The sequence below is a fragment of the Roseateles sp. P5_E1 genome (genome assembly GCF_054049335.1).
In genome coordinates this window covers 209149-223731 of sequence record NZ_JBFUMN010000002.1, presented here as the reverse complement: position 1 = coordinate 223731, position 14583 = coordinate 209149, and the positions used below count along the sequence as shown (strand labels likewise).

The following is a 14583-nucleotide window of genomic DNA, read 5'->3' as shown; positions in this document are numbered from 1 at the left end:
TGGCACGATTTCAGCACGCGATGGGGTGCTTGCGCATCAGCCCTGATACGGCCCCTTGACCTCGCCCCAACCCCATTTGGGCATGGTCGCGTCGGCGTCCACCGTCACGCCAGGTTGTGAATTGAGAACAGCCAGACGCGAGCCCCATTCAAGGTAGCCCACCAGCGCGGAGCGGAACTCGGGGTCATCGGGCATGCCGAGCTGATCGGCCGTGTCCAGCAGCAGTGCGACCCAGGCGCGGCGCTGTTCCTGGCTCAGATGGCGGTCGAGATGCTGGCGCACCATGTGCGGATGGCCGCCATGCTCGGCCGAATAGGTGGCCGGCCCGCCCAGCACCTCGGCGAGGAAGGCGGCCACATGAGCCGGATGCTCGCCGTTCATGTGGGCAAAGACGGGCGCGAGCAATGCGTCGTCCTTGACCCGCTGATAGAAGCGCTCGGTCAGCCGTTGCAGCGCGGGCAGGCCGCCCAGCCAGTCGTAAAGGGTGGGGATCGCGGGATCGCTCATGGGGGTGAGGGCAGTGTGGATGCGCTGGACGTGGGGTTGGCCGTGACCTTCACAAGTCGGTGTTTGCCCGCGGTCAGCCACAGCGCAAACGCCAGCTCGCCCACCAGGACCGGCAGCATGACGGCCGGGAACAGCTGCCTGGCGAACGCCGGTGCCAGCAGCAGCGCGAAGCTGTTGAGCAGATAGGCCAGGCCCGCCAGCAGCAGCAACCAGCCCAGCAGTCTTGGCACCACGCTGCTGCGGGCGATCAAGGCGCCGCGGATGACGCAGGCGAAGCCGAAGAAGATCAAGCCGATGCCGAAGCCCTGGCTGTGCAGTTGCACGGCCAGCATCGCCAACGCCTCGCGCTGGCCCGGCGGGAAGGCGGCCACGGTGGCGGGCCCCGTCAGCAGGTCCAGTGCCGCGAGCAGTTGCACACGGTTGGCGACGAGCACGGCCGTCTGCACTAGGTTCAGGCCGGTCGCGGTCAATGCCAGCGGCTCGTTGATGGGCCGCAGCAGCCGCCACAGCATGACGATGACCGGCAGATCAAGCACCTGCATCAGCAGGTCTGCGCCCAGGCCCAGGCGCCACAACTGCGGGTGGGCGGCGATGCGCTCGGCCGTCGCGGCGGCATCGCCGGCAACGACGAGGCTGCCGCGCACGAAGGCTTCGCTCCACAGCCCGAGCGCAATGATGGCGAGGTAGCAAAGCCCGGAGATGCGCAGTTCGCGCGAGCTCACGCTGATCATGCCGGCCTCACGGCATGCCAGGCCCAGCGGGCCGTGCCGCGCACCAGCCAAGACAGGCCGGCGATGATGCCGCCGACCAGCGTTGGCAGCACGGCGCCAAACGTCCAGCTCATGCCGAGCGCGAAGCCGAACAAGCTTTCCGGGCGATGGGCCGGCAGCAGCACCGCAAGCAGCAGCAGGCCGAAGAAGATCGCCTCGGTCAGCGCCTGGAGCTGGAGGCTGAAGGCCAGCGACAGTGCTGCGCCGGTCAGCAGGGGCAGCGCGAAACCCAGCGCGATTGGCGCCCAGTCCTGCATCGTTGCCGGGCGGCGCGGCAATCGACCAGCCGCCCAGGCGGCCAGGGCCGGCAACAGCAGCAAGCCCCAGGCGTTGGACAGGCCCGGCAGATCGGGACGCTGCAGCAGATGGTGACTGACGATGCCGCCATGAAGGGCCTCCCAGCCAAGATGCAGGATTTCGGCGAGGCCGGCGAGGGCGGCGAGCGCCAGGCGCGGTGGGGTGATGTAACGCATCCGCCGGAGTGTGGCCGAGGAGATGCGTGGCGGCGGCACGGGCTGCGACCGGCGGCAGGGGCGGGGCGGTCAGCTGCAATGCCGGCCGACAGTCGGCAGGGTGATTAACGGAAGCAACGCCGGGTAACAGCTGTCGGGCTCACCCGGCTCTAGAGTCGAGGCCTTTACCACGACCGAAGTCCCAGCCCATGCGCCATCGCCTTTTGAGCGTTTCCGTTCCGACTCTGCTGGCCTTGCTGCTCGCGGGCTGTGCCGCGGTGCGCGACGGGCGTGAGGCACGCGGGCGGGACGGGCGTGACGCGCACATGGCTCAGGCGCCGTCGGTAGCGGGCGTGGCGGAGGAGAGCTTCGGCAAGCCGGCCTGGGGACGCAAGGGCGAGTTCTCGCTGAGCGGCCAGCGCGTGCGCTACGAGCGCGGCGCCGAGCGGCTGGCCTTGTTCGAGCCTTTGCCCGCCAGTCTGCGCACGCCGCTGAACTTCAGCTGGCAGGGGCCGGGGGGCGAAAGCTCGACTGTCTGCGAGGCCTGGACATCGGAGTCCAGCGCCAATGGCCGCCTGACGGACAGCAAGCCCTGGGTGCTGAGCTGCCGCTGGGGCAGCGCGCCAGCCGCCATGCTGCAGATCGGCGAAGGCCAGATGCGCCGCGGCAAGCTCAGCCGCGAAGGTGCCTACCGCCGCGGCGAGCTGACGGTGGGGCTGCGCTCAGTGCATCTCCACGAAGGCAGCGCGCAGCCGCAAACAGTGGCCACGGGCTACGAGATGCTGCACCAGGGCACCGTCGTCGGCAGCCTGGACCTGAGCGGCAGCCAGCCGCGGCTGCGCCGCCCCGACCCGGCCACGCCGCTGGGGCGGGCCGTCACGGAGGCGGCCCTGGCCCTTGCGCTCGCCTGGGAGCCGAGCTGACGGGGTCAACGCCTGGTGCGGCGCGTCATCGACAGCGCGAGAAAGCCGGCCAGCACCAGTGGCAGGCTTCCCGGCAAGGGYAGCTTCTGTTGGACGATGAAACCGTTGAACCACATGGTGTTGACGGAGTCGGTGAGCACGAAGTTGATGTCGGCCCCGAGGGTCTGGCCGGGGTTGAACGAGCCCAGGGCGAAGGCCGCGAGGCTGTCGCCGGCACCCACGCCGAACACCGGGTTCAGCGCCGCGAAGCTGATGTCGGTGTCGGTGAGCTTGATGAAGCGGTCCTCGTTGTCGGCCTCGGCCGTGAGATTGCCCTGGCGGAACAGGCCGCCGGCGTTGTCCCATTGCATTGCGTTTGCGTCGACCGGCTGGCCGTTGACCCATTGCGACGTCGCGATGAAGAACAGCGGGCCTGTCGCGAAGGCGTTGTTGTTGGTCCAGTCGAGCGGCGTGACCCAGCGTGACGTGCCATTGYCGAGATTGGTGATGAAGGGGCCGCCGGTCTGGTTGGTACCGATGGAACCGATCACCTCGTAGGGCGCGGCCAGCAGCAGCGTGGGGGCGAACAGCAGCGCAGCGAGCCAGAGCCGTGCGCGGTGGAGGAGGGAGATCATGGCAATCCTTTCCTGGAGGCGGGGCGAACGGACGTTGCGCCGCGGCCGGATCGGGGTCAATCCGTGCCGCGCCAGCTTCCACCCCTTTAAGGGGGAAGGCGGCTGCCGATTGGGGAAGTCAGCCGTCCATGCCTGGCAGCTTGCAGGCTGCCAGTCCTTCGTCAGGCGTCGCGCAGTGCGCAGGCACTACGCTCGGTCCTGACTCAGCTTCAGCGTCGGCACGCGGCGGCGCAGTGTCTGCGCCTTGACGATGCTGGAGCTGGTCTGGGCGCAATCGGCCAGCCTGTCCAGGGCCTGGTCGAGGTGTCCGATGTCGCGCAGCGCCAGGCGCAGCACGAAGCAGTCGTCGCCGGTGACCTTGTCGCACTCCAGCGCCTCGGGCATGTCCTCGATGCGCTGCTGCACCTGGGCCAGCGCACCGGGCATGGGTCGCACGCGCACGATGGCCTGCAGCGTGAAGCCCAGGGCCAGTGGGTCGATGTCGATGGTGAAGGCGCGGATCACGCCGCGTTCGCGCAGGCGCGCCAGCCGCTCCGAGGTGGCGGGCGGCGACAGCCCAATCGCCTCGGCCAGGTCCTTCAGCGGCGCACGGGCGTCGGCGGCCAGGGCGGCCAGCAGCAGGCGGTCGATGTCGTCGATCATGATTAGGTTCGAATGGATAAGTGCCGTCGTTGATTCTGCCGAAGCATCAGATTGCCGTCTTTAATGCATATATCGGCCGGGCTGACCTTGAAACAATGGCATTCCTCGTCATTGCAAGGAAGCACCGTGTCTCCCACCACCCGTGGCGCCCTCGAGATGGGCAGTGCGATGAGCCTGCTGGGCTCGATCGGTTACTTCGTGCTGCTGTCCGGCCTGGCGCCGCTGGACGTCGTGTTCTGGCGCTGCGGCTTCGGGTTGCTGACGTTGGCGCTGATCTGCACGGTGCTGGGTCTGTGGCGCCGGCCGAGCGCGCGGGAGCTCGGGCTGGCCGTGCTGGGGGGCGTGGCCATCGTGCTGAACTGGGTGCTGCTGTTCGGCGCCTACGGCCGGGCCTCGGTGGCCGTGGCCACGGCGGTCTACAACCTGCAGCCCTTTTTGCTGATGGGCCTGGGCGTGGTGTTCTTCGGCGAGCGGCTCAGCCTGGCGCGGCTGGCCTGGGTGGCCCTGGCCTTTGTGGGCATGGTGCTCATCGTGCAGGCACGGCCGAGCGCCGGCTATGTCGGCGGCAACTTCGGGCTGGGCGTGGCGATGGCCCTGGGTGCCGCGGCGCTGTGGGCGGTGGCGGCCGTTGTCGCCAAGCGCTTGAGCGGCATGTCCGCCCCGCTGATCGCTCTGATCCAGGTCGCCGTGGGCCTGCTGATGCTGGCGCCCTTTGCCGACTTCGGCCATTTGCCGCAGACGGCACTGGGCTGGATGCCGCTGGTGGTGCTGGGCGTCGTGCACACCGGGCTGATGTACGCGCTGATGTATGCCGGCGTGCAGCGCCTGCCGACGGCCCTGCAGGGCGGCCTGTCATTCCTCTACCCGGTGGTCGCCATCCTCGTGGACTGGCTGGCCCTGGGGCACGAACTGGCGCCGCTGCAGTGGCTGGGCGCGGCGGCCATCCTGCTGGGGGCCGCGGGATTGTTCGTTGGGCCTGTTAGCCCTGCGGCGATGGGTCGCGTTGTGGCCAGAAGGGCCGCAGGCACGACAGCAAACCGCAAGCTGGGTTGATACCCAGCGAGGATTTGCAACACAGCATGCGGCCCTTCTGGCCACAACCCTTCGGGAAGGCCCGCCGCAAGKGGCCACTCGTTGTTGCAGCCCTGGCCCGCACATGAGTGCGGGCTGCACGCTGCGTCTAGATTGGCCCCTTGCGGCGGGCCTTCGCGGCCCATCGCCGCAGGGCTAACAGGCCCTACTTCTCGGCCAGCGCCTTCAGGTTCGCCAGCCCCGCGTCGAAATCCGGCCCGACCATCTTGTCCATGAACAGGCCCATCCAGCGGTAGACCGGGTTGCTGCCCATGTCGCCGTCCATCGACCACGTCACCTGGGTGGCACCGCCGTTGGTCTCGAGGCGGAAATCGCCGGTCGAGGTGGTGCCGAAGTCGGGGAAATAGAGCTCATAGCCCAGGCGCTTGGGCGCCTCGGCCGTCGTGAAGGTCATGCGACCATCGCCCTGGCTCTTGCTCTTCCAGGCCCAGACGGCGCCGGCGCCCGAGGCGGGGCCGCTGTATTCGATGGCCATGGCCGGATCGCGCTGGTTCCAGGCGCTCCAGGCTTTCCAGCTGCGCGGATCGGCAACGAGGGCGTAGATCTTGTCCGGCGCGGCGTTGATCTTCACCGTACGCGAGAGCGTGTACTTCGGCGACAGCATCAGCCCGCCGCCCACGCACAACACCAGCAGCGCGACGATGGCGATCAGCAGGACCTTGAGCACTTTCATCGGGAGTCTCCCGGGGTGTTGACGTGGCCGCACTGTGGGCGCCCCGCACTGGTCACACAATCCGCACAACTCCTTCCTACAAGCTCATGACGAACTCCGCCGACCTCGCCTCCGTGTACGCCGAACAAGGCTATCTCGTCATCCCCGGCTTCAAGACGGCCGCCGACATCGCCGCGCTGCGCCAGCGCGCCCTTGACATCGTCGATGCCTTCGATCCCGGCGAGCAGCGCCCCGTCTTCACCACCGAAGAGCAGCAGCGCCATGTCGACGATTACTTTCTCGACAGCGGCGACCAGATGCGCTGCTTCTTCGAGGAGGAGGCCTTCGATGCCGAGGGCCGGCTGCGCGTCGACAAGGCCCTTGCCATCAACAAGATCGGTCATGCGATGCACGACCTCGACCCGGTCTTCAGCGCCTTTTCCAAAGGCCAGGCGCTGCGCGGCGTGGCGGCCGAGCTCGGGCTGAAGCAGCCGCAGGTCTGGCAGAGCATGTTCATCTTCAAGCAGCCCGGCATCGGCGGTGAGGTGCGCTGGCACCAGGATGCCAGCTTCTTCGAGAGCGACCCCATCACGGTGACCACCTTCTGGTTCGCGCTGGAGGATGCGACGCTGCACAACGGCTGCCTGTGGACCGAGCCCGGCGGCCACAAGGGCGAGCGCGGCGTGCTGCGCGAGCGCTTTGTGCGCGAGGGCCGCAAGGCCTGGATGGAGCAGATCGACGCGACGCCCTGGCCCGCGGCGGACTCCCGGCAAGCCATTCCGCTGGAGGTCGAGGCGGGCTCGCTGGTCGTCTTCCATGGCCTGTTGCCGCATTACTCGGCGGCCAACCGCTCCGATAAATCGCGCCATGCCTACACGCTGCATGTGACGGACGCGGCCAGCCGCTATTCACCGCGCAACTGGCTGCAGCGTGACGGCACGTTGCCGGTGCGGGGTTTTTAAGCCGCGCCCTCACAGCGGTCACAAGTACATACACCCCAAGCCCTTTGTCCTACAAGGCGAAGGAGCTTGCACCGGCATGGCGTGCCGCCAGGTCACCTCACAGTCGGCTCCATCGCAAACGTCGACAACGACGACCGGAGGCCGACATGAAATTCCCGAAATCGATGCACGCCGAGGGCTGGGCCAACCACCTGGAGGAGACCAAGCCCGAGCATCTGCCCGACGCGCTGAAGGCCGGTGGCTCCGCGCCTCTGCACGCCGCCAAGGTCCCCCCCGTCGGCGCGGCGCGATTCAAGCCGACCGGCGTTGGGGCCAAGGTGTCGGCGACGACGCCGCTTCATGCCGAAACGCCGCGTGTCGAGCCGGTTCACGCCCGACCCCAGCCCGCCACCGCATCGCTGCAGCGTGACCGGCAGATGAACTGGATGATCCCCGCCGGTGCCGGCGCCGCCCTCATCGCCGCTGTGGCCATCTGGGCCATGAACCGGCCGAGCGAGGCACCTGTCGCGCCGCCCGCCATCGTGGTTGGCAGCGCCGAGCCACAGACCGAAGTTGCCGCCGCCACCCCGGCGCCGGAGACACCGGCCGCGTCACAGGCAGAGGACAGCACGACGACCACCGTCGCTGCTGCGCCAGCGCCTGCTGAGCCTGCAGCGACCACTCGTCTGGGCCCGCCGGTGACGACGACCCGGCCGGCCGCTGACGCCCCCGCTGTGGTGGCTCAGGCGCCGGCGCCCGCGGCGCGACCCGACATGGTGTTGCGCGGCGCGCCGACCAGCCCGGCTGCAACCCTGCCGCCACCGACGACCGTGGCCGCCGCGCCAGCGAACGCCCAGCCGCTTAGCGTACCGCCTGGCTCGGCGCCCATCGTGATGCCGCCCACCGCGGCCGGCCCGGCCACGGCGACGACGCCCCAAACCATGCCGCCCGCTACGCCGCCACTGGCCTCGGCAACGCCTGCTGTGCCTGACACGGTCGCCGGCTCGATGGCGCCTGGCACGTCGCCTCAAGCCCAGGCTCAAGCGCAGCCGCAACCTCCGCAGCAGCTCCTGCCGACAGCCGAGGACAGCGGCATCACGGCCAAGGTGCGCATAGCTCTCTCCGCCGATTCAACGCTGGCCGCTGTGCCCATCGTTGTCAGCACCGACCATGGCGTCGTGAAGCTGGAAGGCCAGGCACCCGACACCCAGACCCGTGAGCGGGCCACTGTCGTCGCGTCCTCAACGGGTGGCGTGAAGGCCGTCGACAACCGCTTGACGGTGCCGCCGGCAGCGGTGGTGAGCCAGGCGCCGACAAGCCAGCAATAAGCGATCCGCGCCAATGACAAAGGCGCCCTTCGGGGCGCCTTTTGCGTTTGCGTTGTGGGGCTGGGTTCAGTGGCAGTGCTGGCTGCGGGCGGGCGCCAGTTCGGCATCAATCAGCGCTTCCTCGGTCAACTCGCGGGCGGCCTCGAGCTGCTGGCAGAGTTCGCTGATGCCGTCGTCCCGGCCGCCAGTGACTGCTGGCAGCGGCGCCGCGGCAATCTCGGTGGGCAGGTCAGCCAGGGCGCCGATGAGCTGGAACAGCAGTTCCAGGCTGGCTTCACCGTCCTGCGGCAGGTCGCGCGCGGCACCCAGGCTGCGGGCCAGATACCAGCAGGCTTCGGCCGCGTTGTCGCAGGCCTGGGCCTTGAGTTCAAGGGCGCGATTCCGAGCTTCAGCCTCATCGCGTTCACGATAGGCCTGGGCGATCTCATAGGCACCCAGATCCGCCGGGACGGCATCGTCAAGCGAGAGCGCGGCAAAGTCGAGTTCGTGGGCCATGGGTACTGCGGTGTTCGTGAGACAGGGCCATCCTAACGGCGGGCCGGCCCGGCAAGTGCCCCCTCACCTCGAGCGGCGTGAAGCAATCGCCGGAACTAAGTCACTATTCAACGCTTCTTCGTGGGACGGGTCCAGCCAGTCAATGCAACTTGTTTGCCGCGGGCGACAGCGAGGTCACCGGGAGTAACGTCCTTGGTGATGGTGGAACCACCGCCAATGGTGGCGCCATTGCCGATCTTGATGGGCGCCACCAGCACGCAGTTGGAGCCGACATGAACGTCATCGCCGATCGTTGTGCGGTGCTTGTTGGCGCCGTCGTAGTTGGCCGTGATCGAACCCGCGCCATAGTTGACACGCTCGCCCACGGTGGCGTCGCCCAGATAGGCCAGGTGGTTGGCCTTGGCGCCCTTGGCCAGCGTCGAGTTCTTGACCTCGACGAAGTTGCCGATGTGCACCTCGGCGCCCAGTTGTGCGCCGGGCCGCAGGCGGGCGAAGGGGCCGATCAGCGCACCCTCGCCAACGCTGGCGCCCGCTGCTTCACCGTCGATGTGGGTGAACTCGTGGATGCGTGCGCCGGCGGCGATGGTCACGTTGCGGATCACGCAGTTGGCGCCAACGCGCACGCCATCGCCCAGGCTCACCTCGCCCTCGAAGACGCAGTTCACGTCGATCTCGACGTCCTGGCCGTGCGTCAGCGTGCCGCGCAGGTCGAAGCGGGCCGGGTCGGCCAGGCGCACGCCGGCGCGCATCAGGCCTTCCGCCTGGCGGACCTGGAAGGCGCGTTCGAGCTGGGAGAGCTGCACGGGGTCGTTGACGCCCAGCACCTCGATCTCGCTGTGGGCCTTGATGCCCAGCACGGGCAGGCCCTCGGCGACGGCCATCGCGACGATGTCGGTCAGGTAGTACTCGCCCTGGGCATTGTTGTTGGTCAGCTGGCCGACCCAGCGCTTGAGCGCTGCAGTGGGCGCGGCCATCATGCCGCTGTAGCCCTCGTGGACGAGGCGCTGCTCAGGCGTGGCGTCCTTGTGCTCGACGATGGCGAGCACGCCGCCGTCATCGGGGTCGCGGATGATGCGGCCGTAGCCGGTGGGATCGGCGAGGTCGACCGTCAGCAGCACCAGGGCGTGGCCGGCGCAGGCGTCGATGAGAGCCTTGGCCGTGGTGGTTTCGATCAGGGGCACGTCGCCGTTCAGGATCAGCGTGGTGCCTTCACCCAACAGCGCCGGCACGACCTGCTGGATGGCGTGGCCGGTGCCGAGCTGGGGCATCTGGCGCACGAAGGAGATGCCGTCAGCCGAGACGGCCGCCTCGACCTGGTCGGCGCCATGCCCGGTGATGACGATGCGCGCGCTGGCGGCCAGGGGCTCGCAGCTCTTCAGCACATGAGCCAGCAATGAGCGGCCGGCGAGCTTGTGCAACACCTTGGGCGTTGCGGACTTCATGCGGGTGCCCTTGCCCGCCGCCATGATCACGATGTTGAGCGCCATGCCTGCCTTGCGACTACGTTTGAACGAAGCCGCGATTATGGGCAGGCGGGGCGCTGTTCCCTGCTGTCCTCGCCGCTAGCGGACGGCTTGCACGGAGACGCGATGCGATTTCGGGTTGACCTTGGGGAACTCGGCCATGGCCGCGTCGAACAGCGGCGTCAGCAGGGCGTCGCTGCCCATGGTCACGCCCTCGTTGCTGGCATGGGTCTCGAACAGGGCCTCGCCGCTGGCGCGGTCACGCATCAGCAGGGCCACGGCGCGGTCGTAGCGGCGATCGAAGAACGGATCGTGACGCCAGCCAAAGCCGCTCCAGCCTGGCACATAGCCATAGCGCGGCGAAATGAGGCGGCCGCGCCAGCGCCACCACAGCGGGTCATCCCAGGGCACGGGGTCGTAGGCGGTGACGCGGGCGCCCAGCGTGACGAGCACGTCAGCGCTCTTCGCATCGGCGGCAGGCCTGAAGCCGGCCTTTTCCAACGCGGCCTTGGCGGCGTCTTCCAGCGTGGCCTGGCGCTTGGCGGCTTCCTCGCTCTGCTGCTGCGAGGGCAGGCGGTCGAAGGCATAGCTGCCGGGCTTGCGGTCGGCCGGCCAATTGCCATAACTGGAGACGTCAGCGGAGACCGTGTACGGGCCGGCGCAGCCGGTGAAGGCAGCGACCGAGGCAGCGGCAAGGGTGGCGAGGATCAGGCGGCGGTTCATGACGGCACCTCCATCAACGAGATGCCGTCATTCTGACCCGCTCAGATTGCCCGCGTGTAAATCAGCGTTGCAGCGTGATGACTGAAGCCTGCGCGGGTGTCGCGCAGCTTTCATCGTCGTCGAAGGCGATGTCGCCGTCGGGCTCGGCCCGGCCCGTGGCCTTCATGGTCTCGAACGGGAAGAGCTTCTTGTCCATCATGTGCGAGGGCACGACGTTGCCCATGGCCGTGAAGATGTTGTCGATACGGCCGGGGTAGCGCTTTTCCCACTCGTTGATCATGGCCTTGACCTGCACGCGCTGCAGGTTGTCCTGGCTTCCGCACAGGTTGCACGGAATGATGGGGAACTCGCGGTGTTCGGCCCAGCGCACGAGGTCGGGCTCCTTCACATAGGCCAGCGGGCGGATGACGACGTTCTTGCCGTCGTCGCTGACCAGCTTGGCCGGCATGCCCTTCATGCGGCTGCCGAAGAACATGTTCAGGAACAGCGTCGTGACCATGTCGTCGCGGTGATGGCCCAGCGCGATCTTGGTGGCGCCCAGTTCGCCGGCCACGCGGTACAGGATGCCGCGGCGCAGGCGCGAGCACAGGCTGCACGTCGTCTTGCCCACGGGGATGAGCTTCTTGACGATGGAATAGGTGTCCTGGTTCTCGATGTGGAAGTCCACGCCGCGCGAACGCAGGTAGTTGGGCAGCACCTCCTCGGGGAAGCCGGGCTGCTTCTGGTCGAGGTTGACGGCGACGAGGCTGAACTTGATCGGCGCGCGCTGCTGCAGGTTGAGCAGGATGTCCAGCATGGCGTAGCTGTCCTTGCCGCCCGACAGGCAGACCATGACCTTGTCGCCGTCTTCGATCATGTTGAAGTCGGTGACGGCCTGGCCGACCTGGCGGTGCAGGCGCTTGGACAGCTTGTTGATCTCAAACGCGGCCTTCTTGTCGGCAGCGGCTTGTTCGGCGAAATCGAGGACGTCAGCGGTGCCCGGCCGCCCGAAACCGCTGACAGCCCCCTCGGGGGGCAGCTCGCCGTGCGAGCGTGGGGGCAAATCAAGTTCGGACATGTTGTTCACCATGCACCCAGTTCGGTGCTGATTGCGACTTCGCAGTCGGGAAAGATTTCGAGCTTGGTCAGTTTCAGGCGCACGCCGACGACGCCGGGCAGGCTCATCAGGCGGTTGCAGAGCTTGCCGAGCAGGGCCTCGACGAGGTCGGTGTGCTCGGCGGTGCATTCGTCGATGATGGCCGTGCGCACGCGGCGGTAGTCCAGCACATGGCCGATGTCCGCGTCGCGCGCGACGACAGGCATGGCACCGAGGTTGACCTCGGCATCAACCTGGATGGGCTGGGGCCCGGTGCGTTCGAAATCGAGCACGCCGAGGTTGGCGCGAAAACGCAGGCCCTGCAGATGGATGACCTGGCGGTTGTTATAGCGCTGCGGCGCGGCGGCGACCTGCGGGCGCAGCGCCAGTTCGATCTGCTTGGCCGCCTGCACGCCATCGGCCAGCGCCGTCTGCACGCAGGGATGCCAGCGACGGCTGGCGTCACCGGCGACGAAGGCGCGTTGGCGCGAGGCCTCGTCCAACAGCGCAAAGGCGGAAGGCTCGGGCTCGAAGCCCAGCAGTGCGGCGACAAAGTCGAAACGTTCGGCGCCGACGGTGACGCCGCGGTCGTCCGGCAGCAGGGCCTCGGGCAGTGGCGTGGCCAGTTGCACCGTGATGCGGGGGTGGGCGGTCGCCCGCTCGGCCAGGTGGATCTGGGCGCGCCAGCTGCCGCGCGACCAGACAGTCACCTCATGGCCGCGCTCGGCCAGGAAAAGGGCGTTCTCTGCGGCGTTGTCGCCAGCGCCCAGCAGCAGCACGCGCCCCGGCGGCAGGGCCTCGCGGCGGGCGGTCAATTGGGAGGCGTCCAGTACGCGCTCATGCGGCACGGCGAAGTAGCGCGCCGGGCGCAACAAGCGCAGGCCGGTGGCGACGAGCAGGGCGCGGGCCTGCACATGCTCGCCGGTGGCCAGTTGCAGGGTCCAGCCTGCGGGCGTGTGGCGGGCGGACTCGGCCCGGGTGCCCAGGCGCAGCGTCATGCCCGGCGTGGCCTGGGCCTGGGCGGCGTAGTGCTCGCCCAAAGCAGCCAGGCGGGCGGCGGGCTCGCCCAGCACCCAGTCCTGGGCGAAGTTCAGGCCGGCCAGCGCGGCGCACAGGCGGGATTCGCGCTCGACGAGCAGGGCCGTCATGCCCATCTGGCCCAGCCAGGACGCGGCGCTGCAGCCGGCGGGGCCGCCGCCGAGGATGGCGACGTCGATGGAGGTGGGGTTGGGCATGGGGTGGTTCGGGCAGAACCACGAATTATCCCAGTCGCGCCTTTTTCGTGTTCAGGCGTTTGAAGAGGCGCCACCCCAGCAGCGCGGCAAGGATCACGCCGTAGACGGCCGGCTCGGCGAAGTTGTGCTTGCCGGCGCGCATCCAGATGAAGTGCAGCAGCGCGATGACGGAGATGGCGTAGATCGTCTTGTGCACCGCCTGCCAGCGCTTGGCGCCGAGGGCCTTGATGGCCTTGTTGAAGCTCGTTGCCGCCAGCGGCGCCATCAGCAGCCAGGCGGTGAAGCCCATCAGGATGAAGGGCCGCTTGGCGATGTCGCGGGCGATGTCGGAGAAATCCAGCCCCATGTCCAGCCAGCCATAGGCCAGCAGGTGCAGTGAGGCGTAGCTGAAGGTGAACACGCCCAGCGTGCGCCGAAAGCGCACCAGTGCGGCCAGGCCCGTCAGCTCGCGCAACGGCGTGATGGCCAGCGTCAGCCACAGGCCGCGCAACGTCCAGTCGCCCAGGCCGCGGATGATGGCTTCGGCCGGGTTGGCACCGAGCCGGTTGGCTACGGCGCCGAAGACCAGCCACGCCAGCGGCGTAAGGCACAGCAGGAAAAGCGCCGGTTTGGCGCCGCGGCTGAGCAGCGCCGCCGTCAACGCACGCCGCATCAGAAATTGCGCTTCAGATCCATGCCCGCATAGAGCTGGCCCACTTGCGCTTCATAGCCGTTGAACATCAAGGACGGCCGCTTCTTGGCGAACAGGCCGTCTTCGCCAATGCGGCGCTCGCTGAGCTGGCTCCAGCGCGGATGGGCCACGGTGGGATTCACGTTGGAATAGAAGCCGTATTCCTGGGGTGCGCTCTCTTCCCAGCTGCTGCGCGGCTGCTTCTCGACGAAGCGGATCTTGACGATGCTCTTGGCCGATTTGAAGCCGTACTTCCAGGGCAGCACGATGCGCACCGGCGCGCCATTCTGGTTGGGCAGCACCTCGCCATACATGCCGAAGGTCAGCAGCGCCAGCGGGTGCATGGCTTCATCCATGCGCAGGCCTTCGAGGTAGGGCCAGTCCAGCACCGACGAGCGCAGCCCGGGCATCTGCGCGCGATCGGCCAGCGTCGTGAATTCGACGAACTTCGCCTTGCCGGTGGGCTCTGCTTTCTTGATGAGCTCTGACAGCGAGTAGCCCACCCACGGGATCACCATGCTCCAGCCTTCGACGCAGCGCAGCCGGTAGATGCGCTCTTCCATGGCGCTGAGCTTGAGCAGCGCGTCGAGGTCGTAGCGGCCGGGCTTGGCGCATTCGCCTTCGACGCTGACCGTCCATGGCCGGGGCTTGAGCGTGTGGGCGCGCTCGGCGGGGTCGGCCTTGTCGGTGCCGAATTCGTAGAAGTTGTTGTACGAGGTTGCATCGGCGTAGCTGGTGACTTTCTCCATCACCATCGCACCGGCCACGGCCGAGCGGGCGCCCGGCAGCTTGGGCAGCTTGCCGCCACCTGGCGCGGCCTGGGCCTGGGCCAGAGCCAGCGGTGACGCGGTTGCCAGGCCAAGGCCGGCCAGGGCCGTGCGGCGGTTCAGGTAGACCCGGCGGGGCGTGATCTCGCTGGACAGGGGCTCGTGAAGGGCGGTCGTTCGGATCAGCATGAGGGGCTCTCGGGTCTGTGGGCTGAGGCTGGGTCGGGCCAGGAC

At 68.2% G+C, this 14583-nt stretch carries 17 protein-coding genes and 1 pseudogene; 4 read left to right on the top strand and 14 right to left on the bottom strand.

Going from position 1 to position 14583, the window contains the following annotated elements; all coding sequences use genetic code 11:
• Nucleotides 1-36: 36 nt before the first annotated feature.
• Genes ACXJKJ_RS03705 through ACXJKJ_RS03695 form a run of 3 tightly spaced genes read right to left on the bottom strand, consistent with a single transcriptional unit; the run spans nucleotide 37 to nucleotide 1750 of the window.
• Nucleotides 37-507: a group II truncated hemoglobin gene (locus ACXJKJ_RS03705; protein WP_056203082.1), complete on the bottom strand. Its 471-nt coding sequence runs from the start codon at nucleotides 505-507 to the stop codon at nucleotides 37-39.
• Nucleotides 504-1238: a DUF4386 domain-containing protein gene (locus ACXJKJ_RS03700; RefSeq protein ID WP_457389137.1), complete on the bottom strand. Its 735-nt coding sequence runs from the start codon at nucleotides 1236-1238 to the stop codon at nucleotides 504-506. The genes ACXJKJ_RS03705 and ACXJKJ_RS03700 overlap by 4 nt, the downstream gene beginning before the upstream one ends.
• On the bottom strand, nucleotides 1235-1750 hold the full coding sequence (locus ACXJKJ_RS03695; RefSeq protein WP_457350121.1) for a hypothetical protein: 516 nt from the start codon (nucleotides 1748-1750) through the stop codon (nucleotides 1235-1237). The genes ACXJKJ_RS03700 and ACXJKJ_RS03695 overlap by 4 nt, the downstream gene beginning before the upstream one ends.
• Nucleotides 1751-1938: 188 nt before the next feature.
• On the opposite strand from ACXJKJ_RS03695, the gene ACXJKJ_RS03690 reads away from it, so the two are divergent.
• A complete protein-coding gene (locus ACXJKJ_RS03690) occupies nucleotides 1939-2652 on the top strand; it encodes a hypothetical protein (protein WP_457389136.1) in 714 nt (237 codons plus the stop codon).
• Between the two features lie 5 nt (nucleotides 2653-2657).
• Here the strand turns inward: ACXJKJ_RS03690 and ACXJKJ_RS03685 are convergent, their stop codons facing one another.
• The gene (locus ACXJKJ_RS03685) at nucleotides 2658-3266 is read right to left on the bottom strand and encodes a hypothetical protein (RefSeq protein ID WP_457389135.1); all 609 of its coding nucleotides are present in this window, start codon (nucleotides 3264-3266) and stop codon (nucleotides 2658-2660) included.
• Nucleotides 3267-3452: 186 nt separating this feature from the next.
• On the bottom strand, nucleotides 3453-3908 hold the full coding sequence (locus ACXJKJ_RS03680) for an Lrp/AsnC family transcriptional regulator (RefSeq protein ID WP_457389134.1): 456 nt from the start codon (nucleotides 3906-3908) through the stop codon (nucleotides 3453-3455).
• A gap of 156 nt (nucleotides 3909-4064) precedes the next feature.
• Between ACXJKJ_RS03680 and ACXJKJ_RS03675 the strand changes: the two genes are divergently transcribed.
• The gene (locus ACXJKJ_RS03675; RefSeq protein ID WP_457389216.1) at nucleotides 4065-4961 is read left to right on the top strand and encodes a DMT family transporter; all 897 of its coding nucleotides are present in this window, start codon (nucleotides 4065-4067) and stop codon (nucleotides 4959-4961) included.
• A 184-nt stretch (nucleotides 4962-5145) separates the two neighbouring features.
• On the opposite strand, the gene ACXJKJ_RS03670 is transcribed toward ACXJKJ_RS03675, so the two are convergent.
• A complete protein-coding gene (locus ACXJKJ_RS03670; RefSeq protein WP_457389133.1) occupies nucleotides 5146-5673 on the bottom strand; it encodes an SRPBCC family protein in 528 nt (175 codons plus the stop codon).
• 86 nt (nucleotides 5674-5759) lie between these two features.
• Here ACXJKJ_RS03670 and ACXJKJ_RS03665 point away from each other — a divergent pair, with 86 nt between their 5' ends.
• Both ACXJKJ_RS03665 and ACXJKJ_RS03660 read left to right on the top strand, forming a co-directional pair.
• On the top strand, nucleotides 5760-6614 hold the full coding sequence (locus tag ACXJKJ_RS03665; RefSeq protein ID WP_457389132.1) for a phytanoyl-CoA dioxygenase family protein: 855 nt from the start codon (nucleotides 5760-5762) through the stop codon (nucleotides 6612-6614).
• 146 nt (nucleotides 6615-6760) lie between these two features.
• On the top strand, nucleotides 6761-7921 hold the full coding sequence (locus ACXJKJ_RS03660; protein WP_457389131.1) for a BON domain-containing protein: 1161 nt from the start codon (nucleotides 6761-6763) through the stop codon (nucleotides 7919-7921).
• Nucleotides 7922-7987: 66 nt separating this feature from the next.
• Here the strand turns inward: ACXJKJ_RS03660 and ACXJKJ_RS03655 are convergent, their stop codons facing one another.
• From ACXJKJ_RS03655 to msrP, 8 genes and pseudogenes are all read right to left on the bottom strand, one after another.
• Nucleotides 7988-8416, bottom strand: coding sequence for a hypothetical protein (locus ACXJKJ_RS03655; protein WP_457350110.1), 429 nt, complete (start codon nucleotides 8414-8416; stop codon nucleotides 7988-7990).
• 107 nt (nucleotides 8417-8523) lie between these two features.
• Complete coding sequence (gene glmU / locus ACXJKJ_RS03650) at nucleotides 8524-9903, bottom strand: bifunctional UDP-N-acetylglucosamine diphosphorylase/glucosamine-1-phosphate N-acetyltransferase GlmU (protein WP_457323499.1); 1380 nt, start codon at nucleotides 9901-9903, stop codon at nucleotides 8524-8526.
• A gap of 75 nt (nucleotides 9904-9978) precedes the next feature.
• Nucleotides 9979-10602, bottom strand: a complete 624-nt coding sequence (locus ACXJKJ_RS03645; RefSeq protein ID WP_056203113.1) for a DUF4136 domain-containing protein — start codon at nucleotides 10600-10602, stop codon at nucleotides 9979-9981.
• 61 nt (nucleotides 10603-10663) lie between these two features.
• The gene (gene ttcA / locus ACXJKJ_RS03640) at nucleotides 10664-11659 is read right to left on the bottom strand and encodes a tRNA 2-thiocytidine(32) synthetase TtcA (RefSeq protein ID WP_457389130.1); all 996 of its coding nucleotides are present in this window, start codon (nucleotides 11657-11659) and stop codon (nucleotides 10664-10666) included.
• Between the two features lie 5 nt (nucleotides 11660-11664).
• On the bottom strand, nucleotides 11665-12060 hold the full coding sequence (locus ACXJKJ_RS03635) for a dihydroneopterin aldolase (RefSeq protein WP_056203616.1): 396 nt from the start codon (nucleotides 12058-12060) through the stop codon (nucleotides 11665-11667).
• 312 nt (nucleotides 12061-12372) lie between these two features.
• Nucleotides 12373-12912, bottom strand: a pseudogene (locus ACXJKJ_RS03630) (FAD-dependent oxidoreductase); the annotation flags it as partial.
• A gap of 25 nt (nucleotides 12913-12937) precedes the next feature.
• Nucleotides 12938-13564 carry a sulfite oxidase heme-binding subunit YedZ gene (locus tag ACXJKJ_RS03625; protein ID WP_457389129.1) on the bottom strand — a complete coding sequence of 209 codons (627 nt, stop codon included), beginning with the start codon at nucleotides 13562-13564 and terminating at the stop codon, nucleotides 12938-12940.
• Entirely contained in the window at nucleotides 13564-14538 is a 975-nt protein-coding gene (msrP, locus tag ACXJKJ_RS03620) for a protein-methionine-sulfoxide reductase catalytic subunit MsrP (RefSeq protein ID WP_457350104.1), read from the bottom strand. The genes ACXJKJ_RS03625 and msrP overlap by 1 nt, the downstream gene beginning before the upstream one ends.
• Nucleotides 14539-14583: the final 45 nt, after the last annotated feature.